At 67.3% G+C, this 16974-nt stretch carries 15 protein-coding genes; 5 read left to right on the top strand and 10 right to left on the bottom strand.

Annotation, left to right across the window (positions count from 1 at the left end):
- Positions 1-30: 30 nt before the first annotated feature.
- The 6 genes from ACWPKK_RS30305 to ACWPKK_RS30280 form a co-directional block, all read right to left on the bottom strand.
- Positions 31-768, bottom strand: a complete 738-nt coding sequence (locus ACWPKK_RS30305) for a hypothetical protein (RefSeq protein WP_452012056.1) — start codon at positions 766-768, stop codon at positions 31-33.
- An 84-nt stretch (positions 769-852) separates the two neighbouring features.
- Complete coding sequence (locus ACWPKK_RS30300) at positions 853-3909, bottom strand: glycosyltransferase family protein (RefSeq protein ID WP_452012053.1); 3057 nt, start codon at positions 3907-3909, stop codon at positions 853-855.
- 64 nt (positions 3910-3973) lie between these two features.
- Complete coding sequence (locus tag ACWPKK_RS30295; protein WP_452012051.1) at positions 3974-5212, bottom strand: tetratricopeptide repeat protein; 1239 nt, start codon at positions 5210-5212, stop codon at positions 3974-3976.
- Positions 5213-5351: 139 nt separating this feature from the next.
- A complete protein-coding gene (locus ACWPKK_RS30290; protein ID WP_452012048.1) occupies positions 5352-6692 on the bottom strand; it encodes a hypothetical protein in 1341 nt (446 codons plus the stop codon).
- Between the two features lie 93 nt (positions 6693-6785).
- On the bottom strand, positions 6786-8387 hold the full coding sequence (locus ACWPKK_RS30285; protein ID WP_452012045.1) for a tetratricopeptide repeat protein: 1602 nt from the start codon (positions 8385-8387) through the stop codon (positions 6786-6788).
- Positions 8388-8436: 49 nt separating this feature from the next.
- A complete protein-coding gene (locus ACWPKK_RS30280; RefSeq protein WP_452012042.1) occupies positions 8437-8979 on the bottom strand; it encodes a hypothetical protein in 543 nt (180 codons plus the stop codon).
- Positions 8980-9190: 211 nt separating this feature from the next.
- Between ACWPKK_RS30280 and ACWPKK_RS30275 the strand changes: the two genes are divergently transcribed.
- Both ACWPKK_RS30275 and ACWPKK_RS30270 read left to right on the top strand, forming a co-directional pair.
- Positions 9191-9775: a D-sedoheptulose-7-phosphate isomerase gene (locus tag ACWPKK_RS30275; protein ID WP_452012040.1), complete on the top strand. Its 585-nt coding sequence runs from the start codon at positions 9191-9193 to the stop codon at positions 9773-9775.
- An 8-nt stretch (positions 9776-9783) separates the two neighbouring features.
- Positions 9784-11478, top strand: coding sequence for an O-linked N-acetylglucosamine transferase, SPINDLY family protein (locus ACWPKK_RS30270; protein ID WP_452012037.1), 1695 nt, complete (start codon positions 9784-9786; stop codon positions 11476-11478).
- Here ACWPKK_RS30270 and ACWPKK_RS30265 read toward each other — a convergent pair.
- On the bottom strand, positions 11475-11960 hold the full coding sequence (locus ACWPKK_RS30265; protein WP_452012150.1) for a type II toxin-antitoxin system RelE/ParE family toxin: 486 nt from the start codon (positions 11958-11960) through the stop codon (positions 11475-11477). The two genes, ACWPKK_RS30270 and ACWPKK_RS30265, sit on opposite strands and share 4 nt — an antisense overlap.
- A 151-nt stretch (positions 11961-12111) precedes the next feature.
- Here ACWPKK_RS30265 and ACWPKK_RS30260 point away from each other — a divergent pair, with 151 nt between their 5' ends.
- The gene (locus ACWPKK_RS30260) at positions 12112-12321 is read left to right on the top strand and encodes a helix-turn-helix domain-containing protein (RefSeq protein ID WP_452012035.1); all 210 of its coding nucleotides are present in this window, start codon (positions 12112-12114) and stop codon (positions 12319-12321) included.
- Positions 12322-12358: 37 nt separating this feature from the next.
- Here the strand turns inward: ACWPKK_RS30260 and ACWPKK_RS30255 are convergent, their stop codons facing one another.
- The 3 genes from ACWPKK_RS30255 to ACWPKK_RS30245 all read right to left on the bottom strand — a co-directional run bounded on the left by ACWPKK_RS30255 (position 12359) and on the right by ACWPKK_RS30245 (position 14231).
- A complete protein-coding gene (locus tag ACWPKK_RS30255; protein ID WP_452012033.1) occupies positions 12359-12655 on the bottom strand; it encodes a hypothetical protein in 297 nt (98 codons plus the stop codon).
- Positions 12656-12761: 106 nt separating this feature from the next.
- Positions 12762-13271, bottom strand: a complete 510-nt coding sequence (mobI, locus tag ACWPKK_RS30250) for a conjugative transfer protein MobI(A/C) (protein ID WP_452012030.1) — start codon at positions 13269-13271, stop codon at positions 12762-12764.
- Between the two features lie 732 nt (positions 13272-14003).
- Positions 14004-14231, bottom strand: a complete 228-nt coding sequence (locus tag ACWPKK_RS30245; protein WP_452012027.1) for a hypothetical protein — start codon at positions 14229-14231, stop codon at positions 14004-14006.
- A gap of 32 nt (positions 14232-14263) precedes the next feature.
- Here ACWPKK_RS30245 and ACWPKK_RS30240 point away from each other — a divergent pair, with 32 nt between their 5' ends.
- A complete protein-coding gene (locus tag ACWPKK_RS30240; protein WP_452012023.1) occupies positions 14264-15859 on the top strand; it encodes a hypothetical protein in 1596 nt (531 codons plus the stop codon).
- 282 nt (positions 15860-16141) lie between these two features.
- The gene (locus ACWPKK_RS30235; protein ID WP_452012021.1) at positions 16142-16966 is read left to right on the top strand and encodes a class I SAM-dependent methyltransferase; all 825 of its coding nucleotides are present in this window, start codon (positions 16142-16144) and stop codon (positions 16964-16966) included.
- Positions 16967-16974 lie beyond the last annotated feature (8 nt).

Below are 16974 nucleotides of genomic sequence, written 5' to 3'. Positions count from 1 at the left end.
GAGGCGGCCGGGTCGGTCATTCCCGGCCCGTCATCCCTTCATCCTGAGATGGATTTTGGAGACCGGGAAATAGCGTCTGTGGACATAGATGGCCTGATCCGGCCTCAGGATGCCTTTCCACTCGCCGTAGATGTCAATGTCCTCGGGTTCGATGCCATAGCGCTTGACCAGGACGGAATAGATGCTCTGATCATGGCGATGGTTCTTGTGGTCGCCGAAAATCGCGCTCTTGATGCAGGCATAGAGGAACCCCTCGTCCACATAGCGCTGGAACCGTCCGTTGGGTTTGTAGCCCTGGATTCCCGCGCATATCTGGTTGGCGTTCTTTTCCTCTTCGGACGCCCCCATGATCCTGAAGCAGAGATCGTGCGTCCAGGTCTTGTTCTTGTGCGAATCGCCGACGACGAAGATGTGGTTCTTTTCGATCTTCTCGTAGATGTCCTTGATGTCCCTCACCAGCATCGCGCCGGAATCGAGATAGAAGATGTTGTCTCCGTAGGACGCCGCATCCTTGATGACGAAGGTCTTCCAGGCATACTGCTTGGGAGTGAGGAACTCGGGATAAATGTCGGACAGCCAGGCCGGGAATTCCACGACCTGCACCTTGTGGCACTTGTTCAGCAAGTCGACCTGGTCGCCCGAAAGACCGAGATTGTAGACGAGGATCCTGTCGATGGTGGAATCGCTCGTCGCATGGGCCGTGCTGATCAGAAGAAGACAGGATTCGTAATAGGCGGAGTTACAGCACGTAACAAGGACGTTCGACATCTTCGGCACTGCCCCGATCCAAGAATTCTGCCTGTAAAAAGCCGGGCGACACTATCAGAAGCCTTCCGGCGTCAGCAACCCCGCTCACCTCTTCTGCGCGGCCAGTTCCTCGAACACCGCCTCGATGCGGTCGACGGACCGGGCGACCGTGAAGTCGCGGGCGCGGTCGCGGCCGGACAGCGCCATGCGCAGCCAGGCGGCGCGGTCTGCAACCAGACTGCGCAGGCGGTCGGCGAGCGCCTGGTGGTCCTCCGCCGGGAACAGCAGGCCATCGACGCCGTCGCGCAGCACCTCGCCGCTGCCGCCGGTGCCGCTGCCGACCACGGTCAGGCCGGCGGCCATCGCCTCCACCTGCGAGATGCCGAAGGGCTCCTGGAAGACGCTGGGGAAGACCAGCACGTTGCAGCGGGCGAACAGGCCGGACAGGCCGCGGCGGTCGAGGAAGCCGGTGAAGCGAACCTTGCCGGCCATGCCCTGGCGCTCCACGAAGTCGCGGCAGCGGGCGGCGAGGTCGGCGTCCGGCGCCTCCCCGGCGAAGGTGCAGTCGAAATCGATGCCCTCGCGGTGCAGGATCCCCAGCGCGTTCACCAGCGTCTGCGGCCCCTTGTAGTTGACGAACAGGCTGGCGAAGGCGATGCGCAGCCGGTCGGTCGCGGGCATCACCGCACGGTGGAAGTAATCGACCCGCGCGCCTGGATGGATCACCGTGGCGGGCAGGCCATAGCCGCCGGCGGCCAGCCGTTCCGCCACCCAGCCGCTGGCCGGCCCGGCGCGGTAGAGGGGGGAGCGGGGTGCCGTCTCCGGCGCGTAGCTGGGATGCTGGTTGCCCAGGCAATGCAGCACCGGCACGCCCATCTGCCGGGTCAGCGGGTCGAGGAACTCGGTCGCCAGCATGTCGAGGTTGCCGACCAGACAGGCGTCGGCGCGGAAGTCGCGGGCGGTCTCCAGCACGCGGTGGATGTTGGCGCGGATCAGCGCGGCGCAGCGGGCCGGATCGTCGTGGATGAAGGCGCGCCCGTCCTTCCAGTAGCCGTAGAGGGTCAGCGAACGGTCGACATGCGCCTCAATGTCCTCGGTGCCGGCCATGCCCGGCCGGATCAGCTCCGGCACGTCGGCGGTCAGCACCTTCACCGCATGACCGCGGCGGATCAGTTCGGCCGAAAACTCCCACAGCTTGCGGCCATAGCCACCGAATTCCTGCGGCGGGAACAGGTTGGTGACCACCAGGATGCGGCGCGCCCTCCCGGTCGAGGGGGCGGCCGCCTGTCGGAACAGGCTGCGGTAGCGCTCCAGCCCCGGATGGCCGCCGGCCGCGGTGGCGAGCGCGCCGGCGTCCAAATCCGGAGCGGGATCCGCCGTTCCGGCAAGACCGGCGGCGCGCCGGGCCTCGCCGAGATAGATGGATGCCTCCAGCGGACGTCCTGCCGCCGCGCACAGACGGGCCAGCCCGGCGAGCGCGTCCGGCTGCTGGCGGTCCAGCCCGACGGCGCGCAGCAGGAATTGCTCCGCCAGAGCGTTCTCGCCGCAGCGGGCGGCCAGCCGGGCGACGCCGACCGTCTGGTCGGCAGTCCGCAGCATCGGCTCCAGCGCTGCGAGACGGGCCTGCCGCAGCTCCGGCGCCAGTTCGGACGCCAGTTCCGGATTGGACAGCGAGCGCACCGCATAACGCACGGCGTCGGCGCACTGGAACAGGATGCCGCCGGGTTCGCCAGAACCGGCATTGGTGGACGCGAAGCCCCAGCCGGCCAGATGGGCGGCCGCCGCGGCATGGTCGCGCGCCGAGGTGGTGGGACAGAGGACGAAGGCGCCGGGCAGCCGGGCCATCCGGCGGTCGGTCCCAGCCTTGTCAGGCCAAGGCAGCAGAGCCACCGCGTCATCCCGCACCTGATCGGGGGATGGCGGCAGCGGCAGCGGAACAGGATTGGCCGCGTCGTTTGGCGCAGCGCCCGATGCAACAAAGACCACCCGCGGCAGGTCGCGGGCCATCAGGCGCAGGTCGGTGGCGAAGCCGTCTTCCCCAGCCGCATGAACGGTCAGCTGCGACGCGGTCAGCTGAAGCCGCTGCAACGCCTCATAGGCGGCAAGGCGGCGGCGGAAACCGGTGCCCTGCGCGGGCAGGGCTGACAGCCCCCGCCGTTCCCCCCGCACCTCCAGCGCCGGATCGACGCGGTCGTCGAACACCGCGGCGAAGAACTGGGAACGCTTGACCTGCGGGCTGTGGAATTCCAGCAGATGCGCCTGGCCAGCCCGGCGGATTGCCATCGCCTGATCCGGGTGGTCCAGGTAATGGCGCGCCAGCTCCACCAGCTCGTCCGGCGAGCGGTAGGTCGCGAGATGGCGCCCGGGGATGAAGCAGCGCTCCAGCCCGGCCTCTTCCGACAGCGCGTCGGTCAGCAGGAAGCCGCCGGCACCCAGCGCCTCGAAGACGCGCAGGTTGAGGTCGCCGTTCAGCGAGACGTTCAGCGTCACCTGCGAGGCGGCGTAGAGGTCGGCCGCCGCTTCCGGCGGTGCCCGCATCGCAGTCAGCGGCAGCCCGGCCGCCACCAGCCGGTCCAGCAGATGGCGCCGCCAGGGGTGGAAGGCGCCGATCTGGCCGACGAAGGTGAGAGGACGGTCGGGAGCCGCGGGAATGTCTCGCCGGCGCAGCGCATAGTCCACCGCCGGGATCCAATAGACGCGGTCGAATCCCGCCTCAAGGAAGGCATGGGCGTGCTGGCGGGTGTGGTCGAGCACCACCGCGTCGAAGCTCTCCATCGCGCCATAGGCCAGCAGCGTGCGCAGCGGGCCGGCGAAATGGTGGGTGTCGCCGACTAGCAGTACTTTGGTGCCCGGCAGCCGGTCCAGCCCGCGGGCAAGGTTGCGCCGGGTGGCGTCGGCCTTGACGACGATCAGCTCCGGACGCTGGTGCGCCGGCAGGCGGGCGACGATGGACGGCAGATCGAACTCGCCGGCCGGGGTGTTGAGCGAAGCGAAGCCATCGTCCGTCTCCACCGTCGGACAATCGGGGCCGCAGAACACCTCCCGCTCCGAGAACAGCGGCCGGCGGTAATAGTCGGGCGTGGCCAGGCAGCAAAACAGCGTGCGGGGAGCGTCGGCTGCCAACAGCGCGGGGAAGGACAGGGCTTGCGGGGGCGGCGGCATGCGAAAGGCTCGGATACGAATTGGAGCGCGGCGGACACGATACCCGTCGCGCCATGGCCCGGGATCAGGAGGCCGACGGCTCCACCCAGCCGGGGACGGCATGCGCGCTGACCAGCGGGCGGCGGAAACTGCCGGCGGCGATTTCCGCACGGATTTGGTCCGGGGTCATCGACACGACCCGCTGGTATTCAGCGGTGTTGTGGGTGTACCAGGGATTCTCCGTGACCGAGTTGGTCGACCGCGCATGGCTGAGATGGAGGAGTGGTCCCAGCGTGCGCTCCACCCGCTCACCGAGCAATTCCAGGCGGCGGTAAAGCTCGAAATCTTCCCAGCCCCAGGACACGAATTTCTCGTTGAAGCCGCCGAGTCGGTCGAACACCCAACGGCCGAAGAAGACCGATCCACTGTAGGAGTTCTTGTAGAGCATCTCGTTGCGCGGATCGAACAGGTCGATTTGGTTCACCGCCAGCGTCCGCTCCACCCCGGGGACGAAGTCGGGACTGACATCGAAGAACAGGCCGTTGAACGGACAGGCAAGAGCCACTCCGTCGAGGACAGCTTGCCGGGCCAGCACATACTGGGTCGGCTCCACCAGCACGTCGGTGTCCTGCCCGACGACGATCGGCGTGGTCGCGGCGGCCGCCATGATGTTCAGCTGCTTGCCCCGGTGGGTGTAATGGCTGTCGTTGCTGGTCAGGTGGATATAGCCGTAGTCGGCGGAGGACAGCCCCAGCTCGGCCATGATGCCGGGCACGTCCTGGCGCTCGGGATTGTCCTCGCAGATCAGGATGTTGGTGTCGAGATATCGGCGCAGATAGGTGACGAGGATGCGCAGGTTGCGCCTGCGGTCCGGGGATTCGATCCGGCAGGGCACCATGAAGGTGACATCGCGCAGATCCAGTCTTTCGCCGCGACGCAGCGGTTCGCGCAGGGCCTGATGGCGGGCGGCGAGCGACACCGCGCGGTCGAGCTGTGCCGCCAATCCCTCGTCCTTCGGCGCCAGCGACACCGCAGCTTCGTAATAATCGACCGCAGCGCCCCAGCGGCCGGTCCACTGCATCAATTCGCCCAGCCGGGCGTGGGGCTGCGAACGGTCGGGCCATTTGGCCAGCACCTTACGGTAGGTGGCCGCCGCCGCAGCCAGCTTGCCCTGCATCTGCTGGGCGTAGCCCAGGTTGGACATCGCCTCCGGTTGGTCGGGGACCGCCGCCAGGATGCTCTCGTAGACGGCCTCGGCCTCGGCCAGTCGCCCGGCATGATGGTGCTCGACGGCGATGCGGAAGGCTTCTTCGAGGGTCGGCATGGAAGCTCCGTTGGGGGTGGGCCGGCTTGGGCGAGCAGGCTGGGCGAACCGGCTCGATGGAGACGGCCGCTTACTTACCGCACCCGCAATCGCGATGCACGGCAGAAGACAGGTCGGCGGAGCGGCCCGCAGCCTGTCCTCACAAACCATATGCCCGCAGGATCTCGTCCCGCTTCGCGCTGTAGGGGCTGTTGCCGTGCTTTCCGGCGAGCGCGCCGGTCAGGACGAGCGGAAGCGCGTCGCCGACGCGCGGTGGCAGGACGCTGTCCGGCCAGGCGGCGTGGGTCATCTCGCTTCCCAGCAGTTGGGCCGCGCGTTCGACGCAGGTATAGAGGGCGACCTGGTCGATCATCCAGATGTAGCAGCGGTCGAAGTTGGCCCTCAGAAAATCCGCCATCATCAGCAGTGCTAGATAGCCGCTGCGGCTGTGGCGGAAATAGACGAAGGAGGCGTTGTAGCGGCTGCACAGCGGCTCGCCGCGATAGTCGGTGTGGGCGACGTCGGCGGCTCCGGCGAGCCTGACGATGTCCTCCGGCTTCTCGCGGAACAGCACGTCGGCATCGCACACGATCACGTCGGCCTTGTGCAGCAGCATCACCTCGGCCGCGATGAGGAAACGGGAGGAGGCGTAATAGGGCTTGTCGATGGCCTCTCCCCGCACTGCCCAGCTCTCGTGCGAGAAGGTGACCGGCATGGCGCCGACGATGCCCCGCAGCCGCTCGATCAGTTGGGCGACCTCCGCGTCGCCGTTGATGATGTGGTAGTGGACGGCGACCGCGGACCCGAGCGCATGGAGGTTCAGGATCTGCGCGGCGGCGTAGCGCTTGAAATAGGCGCCGTCCACCGACACCAGCACCACATGCCGGCCGGTCGGTGCGAAGGGCGGCGCGGCATCCGCCTTGGCCAGGGTCTGGGCGGCCCGGCGCAAGGACAAGGATGACAGGTCGATGACACAAAGCCCGTCGCCGGCATATTTCCCTTGCCGGAACAGGGCCTCGCCGAGCCAGAGATGGAAGATGGCGTTTTTGCAGCCAGCCGCGGCGCGGCCATGGGCCTCCGCCAGATCGGGACGGCCGGCCTCGTTGAACAGAAAGGACAGGTTGGCGTGGATCTGTGGCCGCAGGTGGGGCCGCAGGGAGGACGGCGCCGGACGCTCCAGCGCCCGGCCGAGGATGGCGATGCCCTGCCGGGGGATCGCTGGGTCACGTTCGAGGATCCCCATGCCGGCATAGGCCAACCGGTGCGCCAGGGCGAGATACAGGGCCTCGTCATCGGGCCGGCAGTCGATCAGCGCGTCGGCCAGCAGCCCTTTCTCCGACCTGTCGCCGATCCGGGAAATCAGCAGCGCCATGACGTCGTAGAGACGCTGATGGTCGCCGGCGGCCTCAATAATGCAAAGCTCGCGGTCGAGGGCGGCATGGTCGATTGCGCAGGCGGCGGCGATGCCGCCGATCACCTGCCGGAATTTCTGCTGATCCATGCGCAAGCCACCTGCGTGAGAGTGCAATTCAAGAATTTGGTCCAAGGGAGGCTCTTTGCCCTGCTCCCCCGGATGATGCAAGCTCGCTGCCCGTCACAGGGCGTCCAAATCGCGCAGCAGGCCGATCAGCAGGCGGGCGGCGGAACGCCAGCCGAAATGCTCCAGCAGATGGCTACGGGCCGAGCGCCGGGTGCCGTCGGGATCGTCGATGACCGCGCGCAGCAGCCGGGCGGCCTCCTCCTCGCCGGGGGTCCACCAGTCCCGGCCGCGATAGCCGTCCAGGCCGGGGGTGACACGGCTGGGAATCATGTGGGCCACGCCGGCATTCAGATACGCGCGGTAGGCGCTGTGGTCGGGAGCCAGCAGGGTCAGCCCCATGGCGCCGGCCTGCGCCATCGGCAGGTCCCACCCCTCGCCGTGCGACATGCTCCAGTAATGGGTGGCGGCGGCATGGAGCGACATCATGTCGGTGTCCGACAGCTTGCCCTCGATCAGGAAGAGCGGTGCCGCCCGGGCCAGCGTCCGGCCGGTTTCCGCCGTCAGCCGGACCAGCAGGTCGCGGAGGCTACCGGACGCCCCGTCCCCCTTGCCGGCCTTCAGCAGCAGGGCGGCGTCGTCCTCCGCCCGCGTCGTGCGCAACCATACCCGCAGCAGCCCCTCCAGGTTCTTGCGGCTGTTGAGGTCGGAGACGTTGAGGATGCGCACCCGGTAATCGGCCAGCCGGCGCCCCGTTCCGTCCAGGATGGCTGCGGGCGCTACCCGGCCGGGCTCCAGCGGTTCCACCCCCTCCGGGCAAATGTGGACGCGGTCGGGGGGATGGCCGGCACGCAACCACGCCTGACGGGAGGACTCGGTGGCGACGACGACATAGTCGTGGCGCCGACTGTGCGCCGCCCACAGGGGCGGGATGTCGAGCGCCTCGAACACGGTGTAATTGATCGTCTTCAGGCCTGGAACCGCCTCGACCAGCAGGGGCGTGGTGAAGTTCAGCACCGCTCTGGCACGCACCGGCCGGTCGAGCGTGCGCAGGAGCGGGTCTATCTGCTCGTCGGGCAGGTTGTCGACGTCGTCATGGTTCAGATCGACCAGCCGGACCTGCACCCCGGCATCGACCAGATGGCGGACGAACTGGCGGACCTTGTGGGCATAGCCGCTGTTGTCGCGGAACGCGCCGCGGACGACCAGCCCCGGTGGCAGTGACGGGTCGGCGGCATCACGGGCGAGTTCGCGGGCAGTGGCGACGCGCTCCAGCGAACGGCGCAGCCGCGACGCGTACTCGCCGCCGCCATCCAGGACTGCGGCGCGGCGCAGAAGCCGTCCGGCATCAAACAGCCGGCCGCGGGCGAGCGCCTCACTTCCCAGGCGGATCAGCGTCACACCGCAGTTCGGATCCACCTCCAGCTTGCGGCGGAAATGTGCGACCGCCTCGTCCAGCCGCCCCAAATCCTGCAGGGTGCGCCCCTGGTTGAAGAGGGCGGGCGCAAGCGTGGGCGCCAGCAGAAGCGACCGCGCCATCAGCGCCGCCCCTTCCTCCTCATGGCCGGCACGGCGCATCTGCAGCCCCAGCAGATGGAGGGCATGCGGCTGGGCCGGGTCCACCGCCAGGAGGTCGCGGTAGAGCACCGCCGCGCGCTCCGGCTGGCCGCCGTTGTGAAGGGCGACGGCCTCGGTCAGGATGTCGTGGATGGTGGGCATGGTGCGTCTGGAAAAGCCGGCATCGAGGTGCCAGCGTCAATCGGGGCCGTCACTCGGGAGGAGGCTCCGGCGTCCTGCCGGGATCGCGCGCCGGGCTGCGCATGGGGTTCTTGGGATCGAACAGGCCAAGGCGCTGCAAGGTTTGGGCGAAGCCTTCGGTCAGCATGGTGATGCGGTCGCTGATCTCCGCGATCTCGCGGGCGGAGATGACGGGGGCGTCGGCCGAGATGCGGCCGTGGGCGCGGTAGTTCAGGCGGATGGCGACGTCATCGGTCTCGCCCTGGATCCAGGAACCGTGCAGGATCTTGTTGCGCTCCCGCCCCAGTTCCAGCGCCTCGTCGCAACGGGCGACCAGGGCCTTGGCCTCGTCGGGAGGAAGCCGCAGGCCGGCGATGGCCTTCAGCGCGTCGAAGCGGGCCTTGACCTGCATGTTAGAGGCGATGGGCAGGAATTCGGTATGATCGGTGCCGAGAAGGCGCGAGATGCACAGCGACACCATGTCTTCCAGCTGCGCCCAGGACACGGCGATCATGCCGATCGCGCAGTACATCTTCACGCTGAGGGGGCCCAGCCGGACCGTTCGCGTCGTCATGGACCAACCTTCTGCCGGTCCCCGCCGTCCGGGGATCAAGCGAAAATAAGCCTTCCGTCCGGTGCGGGAAAGCGGTCATTGCGCGGCACGGAGTTGACAGAGCCGGGTGATCCGTAGGATGCACTTTGCGCCTCCGATCGGAGCCGTCCACCGGTATTCTCCCTGCCTCCGGCTGCTCCCGTCTCCGCTACAAGCACAAGGTATCACGCCCATGGCCTCCCAGGCTTCCGCCCCGTCGCTGCACGGCTGCCTCACCTCCGCCATCGATGTTCTGAGGCGTACCATGGACAGCCTGGATCCGGCGCGGGTCGAGGCGGCAGTGGATGTGGTCGCGACGGCGCTGGGCGCCAACAAGGCGCTGCTGGTGTGCGGCAACGGCGGCTCGGCATCGGACGCGCAGCACATCACCGGCGAACTGGTGGGCCGCTTCCTGAAGGAACGCCGCGGGCTGAAGGCCATCTGCCTCAGCTCCAACGCCGCCGTGCTGACCGCCTGGAGCAACGACTACTCCTACGACAGCGTCTTCGCCCGCCAGACCGAGGCCTATGGCGAACCGGGTGGCGTCCTGCTGGGCATCTCCACCAGCGGCAACTCACGCAACGTGATCGCCGCCTTCGAAGTGGCCAAGACGCTGGGCATGACCACCATCGCCATGACCGGCGAGGGCGGCGGCAAGTTGGCAGGCCTCAGCGACATCCTGCTGGACGTGCCGTCGCGCTCCACCCCGCTGATCCAGCAGGTCCACATCTGCCTCTACCATTACCTGTGCGAACAGGTCGAAGCCCGCCTCGCCTGAACCCGCCGATGACCTCACCCCCCCAGGATGCCCCAGACGGGCTGAAACGCCGTGCGCTGGAGGCCTTCAGCGCCGGGCGGCTGGAGGAGGCCGCGGCGCTCTGCCGCGCCTTGCTGGCACTGGATGGCACGGCGGCCGACGTATGGAACAATCTCGGCGTCATCCTGTCCGATCTGAAGCGCCCGGACGAGGCGACGGCGGCGCTGCGGACCTCCTCGGCGGTACGGCCAGAGTACGACAAGCCCTGGGTCGGGCTGGGCAGCAGCGCCTACGGCGCCAACCGGCTGGACGAGGCGGTGCGGTTCTGGAGCCGGGCGACCTTCGCCAATCCACGGCAGGATGCCAGCCTCTGGTTCAACCTGGGCGTTGCCCACCAGATGCGCGGCGAGGCCGAGGCCGCCGCCCCGTGCTTCGACCAGGCCGAACGGCTGGCGCCCGCCGATCCGCTGATCGCCAGCCAGCGGCTGCTGTGCCTCAACTACCTGGACCTGTCCGGCGAGCGCCTGCTGGCCGAACACCGGCGCTTCGACGAACGGTTCGGCAGGCCGTCGCCGCCGGCCCCGCACGCCAACCGCCCCGATCCGGAGAAGCGGCTGCGCATCGGCTATCTGTCGGTGGAATTCCGTGAGCATCTCGGCGCCTATTTCCTGACGCCCCTGTTCGAGCGAGCCGACCGCAGCCGCTTCGAGATCGTCTGCTACTCGATCCTGCCGGACAGGCATGCCGACGCCTACACGGCCCGCTTCAAGGCGCAGGCCGATGGCTGGCGCACCGTGGGTCCTCTGGACCACGAAGCGCTGGCGGCGCAGATCCGCGCCGACGGCATCGACATCCTGGTCGACCTCGCCGGCCATTCCGGGCTGAACCGGCTGCCGATGCTGGCGCGGCGCCCGGCGCCGGTGCAGGTGACGTGGCTGGGCTATCCCAACGGCACCGGGATGCAATCGGTCGACTATCGCATCGTCGACCCCATCAGCGACCCGGTCGGACCAACCGACGCCCATGCGGTGGAAACGCTGGTCCGGCTGCCCGCCCCCTTCCTGTGCTTCCGCCCGCCGGCAGCGGCCCCGCCCGTGGTGCCGCTGCCGGCGGGCGCCACGGGGGCTGTCACCTTCGGGTCCTTCAACAAGCTGTCCAAGATCACCGACGGCACCGTAGCGCTGTGGGCCGAGGTGCTGCGGCGGGTGCCGGACGCCCGCCTTCTGCTGAAGGACCGGCCGCTGTCCGACTCCGGCACCGCCGCCATGATAAGGGCGCGCTTCGCCGCCGCCGGCATTGACCCGGCGCGGCTCGACCTCGTCGGCTTCATCAAGGACGCCGCCGGGCATCTGGCCGCCTACAACCGCATCGACATCGCGCTGGACCCGCATCCCTACAACGGCACCATCACCACCTGCGACACGCTGTGGATGGGGGCGCCGCTGGTGACGCTGGCGGGTGACCGCCATGCCGCCCGCGTCGGCGCCAGCCTGATGGCCGCCGTCGGCCTGCCCGAACTGATCGCCGCCAGCCCCGACCGCTATGCCGCCATCGCCGCCGATCTGGCCGGCGACCTGAGCCGGCTGATGCGGCTGCGCATGGGCATGCGCGACCGGCTGCGGGCGTCGGCCCTGTGCGACGAAGGGCGCTTCATGCGCAACCTGGAGACCGCCTACCGGATGATGTGGCGGCGCTGGTGCGATCAGCGGCGGCCAGAGGGCTAAAGGGAAAGCGGCTGATCCGCCTCCGTGGCGGAACCTGCGGCGAAATCGGGAGCCTCGGCGAAATGGCGGGCTGGCTCCATGCTTTCATGCAGCAGCCCCAGGACGATGACCCTGGCCGGTCCGTCCGACGGACGTTCGACGACATGGTACAGGAAATGGGAGGCGGCACCCCGTCGGCCCGCTGCCGTTTCGAGATGAAAGGCCCGAAGCCCCGAGACGACGGTCTCCCGGTCACGCGAGCCACCGCGGCCGAGATCCTCAGCGAACATCGTCACCGTCTTCCCGATCAGACGCTTATAGGTTTCGCGCTGGTGCGTCCCGAACCGCTCCAGCGTTTCCTTCAGCACCATCCTGAAGTCCCGCTTCGCCGCGTCGGTTACCCGATAGGCTGCCACCACCCTTAGTGGTGCGTCCGGCAAGTTGATTGGAACTCCAGTGCTTAGGAGCGGTTGGTAAGGCCCCCCGACCCGGAGCCGGGGCATGGCCATCCGCGTGTAGGACTTGAGCGACGAGGAGCTGGAGAAGTTGAGGACGATGGCACGCTCGAGCAGGTTGGGCGCCGGCCTCGTCCAGCGGGCGCAGATCGTCCTGCATTCGGTCGAGGGCCTGACCGCGTCGGCCATCTAGGAGCGCATGAGCCTGTGCGGCGAGACTGTCCGCCACTGGCTCAAGCGCTTCAAGGCCCGCGGTTTCGACGGTCTGGAGGAAGAGGTGCGGTCGGGGCGCCCGCCCACCTACACCGCAGCCGAGCGCAGCGCCGTGATCGACACCGCCCTGAGCCCGCCCGCGGAGCTGGGCCTGCCCTTCACGCTCGTATCTTGCCAAGCTCAAGACGTTCCATAGCGGCAGTCCTTTCCAGAGGGGCCTATCCAGGGGGGCCTTAGCCCGGAGCAAAGAACCGCCGCACCTCGGCGTCGAGGCGTTCGTGTTCCTCGATGCCCGCCTGACGGCGAGCCTCATTGGTCAGGACCGGAGGAGGACCGCCGCAGGCACTCTTGGCTAGCTTTGTCGCGGACACCGCCCGCATTCGTCCCCACCGCTGCACCGCAGGACCATTCTCCAACGACGCAATCGCCTTCATCGGGTGCCGAAGGAACTCTTCGAAGGTCAGGCCCACCTCGTGGAAGCGGCACGCGACGAACAGATCGCCATAAAGCTCCAACTCTGCGTCCTGCATGCCTGCCTCCTGAGGTGTGCGTTGCCTGTCCAGGGGGGCGCGGCCGTCCGCTCACCCTCTGTCTTCAGCCTAGGGATTTTCCCGGAAACGCAAGTCCTTGCCTCGCTTAGAACTTTGTGATGTCGGCCTCCAGCGCAGCCTGACGCTGTCGAGCCCCCTCCTCAACCTGGCGGTAGGCCGCTCCAAGTACAGCCATTTTCGCGATCACACTGCTTCGCGATCGCAGAGGGCCAAACCTCTCTTCCAGACCACTGATGAGCACCCTCTCCCAACCTTGCGCATCAGGGAAGGCGGTCATCGGGTATTGGGCCGTGTCGCCTCGCGGCACGTTCTCGTCCATCCGGCGGCGGCTCCCTTTCGCTCCGATGAACCTCACTTTCGCCCACCGGATTGAGATCGCCACATTGCGTCGCTCAACCCGCGCCAGATAGCGGTTGTGTTCGGACGACGGCCTTTCTTTGCGGACACGCTCACATTCTCCGTAGAAGCCCGATGAGAGTCCCCGGGCCTCAGTTTCGAGCACATCGCCCTCGGACAACAATAGAGCTCTCAACAGGTCCGTAAAACTCGCTCCGGTACGCTCCCGCAGAGCTTTGATCTCATCTTCAAGGGTCATTTTTCCTCGGGGGGGTCTGCGCAAATACCTAACCATCGGCGCAGACCCACCCCCCTGCGCAGATGGGCGCAGGGCTATGTCAAAGAGACGGGGGCCAAGGGGTCTGCACAGATCATGATCTGCGCAGACCGGGGGGGCTGCGCAGATAAAGCCACGCTATCACTACCCCGGAGTATATTCAAGGGTAGTCTGCTCAGATCATGATCTGCGCAGACCGGGGGGGCTGCGCAGATAGAAACCACCAATAAATCCGAAACATGGTTGTTCTTCCTGTCATCTGCACGAGAACGACCATAGTCTGCTCAGATCATGATCTGCGCAGACCGGGGGGGCTGCGCAGATCGGACCCTCAAGGTGTAAGGCACGTTATGAGGCGCTGCCTCAGCTAGCGCCTCCTTTGGCCCCGGCTAAATACCAAAATGGGCCTACCTGCAGCCCGACCAGATGCCCATGGATGTGCTCCGCCGCCTCCGATACCGCTCGAGCACCGCTAGAGCACCACCAGAGGCACTTTGCGCCGCGCACCTGAGAAAGACGTCGATTTCCGTCGTCTTTCGGCGGCGCGCCGGGCCTTTTGAAGTTGCTAGCATGGCTCATAGGTTCCTGCAGTGAACCGCCAGAGCAACTTCCAGGATTGTGCCGCCATGTTCGCCATCGGGCTCGACATTGGGTATTCGAACCTCAAACTCGCCTTCGGAAAGGTGTCGGACAATGGACTGGCCAAGCCTGCCGTCACACGGGTGTTGCCCGCCGGTGCTGGCCGCCTATCAGACCTCCATGCCTTACCCGTCGAGGATCGTTCAGGCGACCCTCCCTCTGATCCTCAAAACCGACCATGACCGCCCGCCGAAGCATCTCCAGCTTCTCCTGCTCCGCCGCCTTTTCGCGGTGCAGCAGGCGCAACGCATCCATGACCGAGAACGGAACCTTGGCGGTGCGCAAGCTCCTGGCTTCAGCCATGGGGACAGCGCCGCCTTCGCCGAAGGCGAAATGTGTTCACCAATCGTTCCAGGCAGAGTACGCTGCACTCATGCGCGCCGCCACCCCTCCTTCATCGCCGAACCTCCTTCATCGCCGAGTTCCCGCTGCGCACTAACGCGGCGGATGAGCGCGTGCTGGAGGTGCGCTTGGAGGCGGCGCGGCATATCTACAACGCCTGCCTGGATGAGACGCTGAAGCGCCTTGCCCTGATGCGCCAGTCCAAGGACTGGCAGGCCACCTGTCGCCTGCCCAAGAGCAAGGAGCGCACCGCGCTGTTCAAGGCGACGATGCTGCGCTTCGGGTTCTCGTCGGCGTCGATCCAGAAACACGCCGAGGCGTGCCGGGACGCCTGCTGGATCGGTCAGCACCTCGGCAGCCATGACACGCAGACCACGTCCTTGCGCGCCTTCAAGGCGGTGCAGATGCACGCCTTTGGCAAGCGGGGGCGCCCCCGCTTCAAGGGCAAGAACCGGCTCTCCTCGGTCGAGGGCAAAGGCGACGCGGTGATCCGCCTGCATTGGCAGGACGAAATACCCGTCGTGCTGTGGGACGGCCTCGTCCTGCCGCTCCTGCGCGATCCGCGCGACCGCGACGGTTGGCAGGAGCAGGCGCTGTCGTGCCGGACAAAGTACGTCCGCGTCCTGCGACGTAGCGTGCGCGGCAAGACGCGCTGGTACGCCCAACTGGTGCAGGAGGGGGTAGCGCCGCGCAAGGAGCGCCTTCCGGTCGGCGCAGGCATCGTCGGCCTGGACCTCGGGCCAAGCACCCTCGCCGCCGTGTCGGACACGGATGCCACACTGGAGCCGTTCTGCCCAGGCGTGGCCGACATGGACCGGGTGATCCGCCGTCTCCAGCGCGCCATGGACCGGTCCCGCCGCGCCACCAACCCCGACGCCTTCAATGCGGACGGCACGTACCGCCGGGGTGCGCGCATCGCAGTGCGCTCGCGCCGCTACCGCGTTCTGGCGGCCAAGAAGGCTGAGGTGGAACGGTGTCTGGCAGCGGAGCGCAAGCGTGCCCACGGCGAACTCGCCAACCGGGTGCTGGCGCAGGGCGACACCATAAAGACGGAGAAGGTGAGTTACCGGAGTTTCCAGAGGAATTTCGGCCGGAGCGTGAAGCGTCGCGCGCCGTCCCTGTTCGTCTCGATGCTGAAGCGCAAGGCTGCGAGTGCCGGTGCTTCGGTGGTTGAGTTTGCAACGCGGACGACGCGGCTGTCGCAGGTTAGCCACGACACGGGCGAGTACGTGAAGAAGCCGCTGTCGCAGCGGTGGCATGTGTTCGCCGATGGCAGCCGGGTGCAGCGCGATCTGTACTCGGCGTGGCTGGCGCGCTTTGTCGAATGGGACAGGCTCGACACATCCCAATGCGCGGTGCATTGGGCGGCTGCGGAACCGCTGCTGAAACGGGCGGCGTCGGGCTTCAACCAATCTGCGAGCGGGGCGGGCTTTGCCCGTCCCCACGTCCGCCCTGGCAACAGGGGTGGCGTCGGAGCGGATCGTCCGTTGCAGGGGGATGGCCGCCGGACCGAGGCTGCGGATGCTGTAGCGCAAGCGAGAGCCGCAGAGAGATCCGGCGTAGGCACCTCCAGAACCCCCTGGCTTTAGCCATGGGGAGGTTCAGGACCTCACTTTGCGATGCATATCCGCCGCTGGCAACCTGACGCTCGACGAAGCTGGCAAGGGTCTCCGGAAGGCTGGCATTCATGGTGGGCATGAGACACCTCCTGCTTTTCATCATGAGGCTGGAGCGCTTGGCAAAGATTGCCAATGCAGGGCACTTTCTGCCAAGAGTCGCGTTCCCTCCTCCTTTGCCCCTCGCTTGACAAGCCTGCCCTCCGGCTTCTACCGATAGCGCCTCCTTCCCCGCCACCACACCGGACCGCCGCGATGAGCGAAGCGCCGCCCTCTTCCCCTGCCCCCGACACCGCGTCTGCGGTGCACAGCGGGTCGGCTGACCGCTTCGGCTACGAGTGGGGGCGATATGCCGAACTGAAGGGCATCTACGAGGAGCAGTTCCGCCGCTGGACGCCCTTCATGGCGCCGGAGGACTGGCGCGGCCTGACCTTTGTCGACGTCGGTTGCGGCATGGGGCGCAACAGCCACTGGCCAATGAGCTATGGCGCGGCCGGCGGGCTGGCCATCGACATCGACGAGCGCAGCCTTGCGTCCGCCCGTGCGACGCTGGCGCCGCATCCGGCAATGGAGGTGCGCCGACAGAGCGCCTATGAGTTGGACGAGGTGGAGCGCTTCGACCTCGCCTTCTCCATCGGCGTCATCCACCATCTGGCCCACCCGGAGACGGCGCTCGCCAACATGGTGCGCGCGGTGAAGCCGGGCGGGCGGGTGATGATCTGGGTCTATGGCCGCGAGAACAACGGCTGGATCGTCCGCTTTGCCGACCCGCTGCGCAAGGCGCTGTTCAGCCGCCTGCCGATCGGGCTGGTGCATGCGCTGTCCCTGCCGCCGACCGCCGTGCTGTGGCTGGCCTTGCGGCTGGGGTTGGACCGGCTAGAATATTTCCGCCTGATCCGCCGCTTCGACTTCGCCCACTTGCGCTCCATCGTCTTCGACCAGATGCTGCCGAAGATCGCCAACTACTGGCGCCGCGACGAGGTGGAGGCGCTGATGACGGGCGCCGGGCTGGAGGACGTGCGCCTTGCCTGGGTTAACGAGATCTCCTGGGCGGCCATCGGCCGGAAGCCGCAGGGGTAAGATCAAAG

It is taken from the genome of Azospirillum largimobile (assembly GCF_977007025.2).
This window is presented reverse-complemented; position numbering and strand designations above follow the sequence as displayed.

What these genes read in the sequence shown, in the direction of transcription:
- ACWPKK_RS30305 (WP_452012056.1), bottom strand. Translation starts at nt 768, where the DNA reads ATGTCGAACGTCCTTGTTACGTGCTGTAACTCCGCCTATTACGAATCC.
- ACWPKK_RS30300 (WP_452012053.1), bottom strand. Translation starts at nt 3,909, where the DNA reads ATGCCGCCGCCCCCGCAAGCCCTGTCCTTCCCCGCGCTGTTGGCAGCC.
- ACWPKK_RS30295 (WP_452012051.1), bottom strand. Translation starts at nt 5,212, where the DNA reads ATGCCGACCCTCGAAGAAGCCTTCCGCATCGCCGTCGAGCACCATCAT.
- ACWPKK_RS30290 (WP_452012048.1), bottom strand. Translation starts at nt 6,692, where the DNA reads ATGGATCAGCAGAAATTCCGGCAGGTGATCGGCGGCATCGCCGCCGCC.
- ACWPKK_RS30285 (WP_452012045.1), bottom strand. Translation starts at nt 8,387, where the DNA reads ATGCCCACCATCCACGACATCCTGACCGAGGCCGTCGCCCTTCACAAC.
- ACWPKK_RS30280 (WP_452012042.1), bottom strand. Translation starts at nt 8,979, where the DNA reads ATGACGACGCGAACGGTCCGGCTGGGCCCCCTCAGCGTGAAGATGTAC.
- ACWPKK_RS30275 (WP_452012040.1), top strand. Translation starts at nt 9,191, where the DNA reads ATGGCCTCCCAGGCTTCCGCCCCGTCGCTGCACGGCTGCCTCACCTCC.
- ACWPKK_RS30270 (WP_452012037.1), top strand. Translation starts at nt 9,784, where the DNA reads ATGACCTCACCCCCCCAGGATGCCCCAGACGGGCTGAAACGCCGTGCG.
- ACWPKK_RS30265 (WP_452012150.1), bottom strand. Translation starts at nt 11,960, where the DNA reads ATGCCCCGGCTCCGGGTCGGGGGGCCTTACCAACCGCTCCTAAGCACT.
- ACWPKK_RS30260 (WP_452012035.1), top strand. Translation starts at nt 12,112, where the DNA reads ATGAGCCTGTGCGGCGAGACTGTCCGCCACTGGCTCAAGCGCTTCAAG.
- ACWPKK_RS30255 (WP_452012033.1), bottom strand. Translation starts at nt 12,655, where the DNA reads ATGCAGGACGCAGAGTTGGAGCTTTATGGCGATCTGTTCGTCGCGTGC.
- mobI (WP_452012030.1), bottom strand. Translation starts at nt 13,271, where the DNA reads ATGACCCTTGAAGATGAGATCAAAGCTCTGCGGGAGCGTACCGGAGCG.
- ACWPKK_RS30245 (WP_452012027.1), bottom strand. Translation starts at nt 14,231, where the DNA reads ATGGCTGAAGCCAGGAGCTTGCGCACCGCCAAGGTTCCGTTCTCGGTC.
- ACWPKK_RS30235 (WP_452012021.1), top strand. Translation starts at nt 16,142, where the DNA reads ATGAGCGAAGCGCCGCCCTCTTCCCCTGCCCCCGACACCGCGTCTGCG.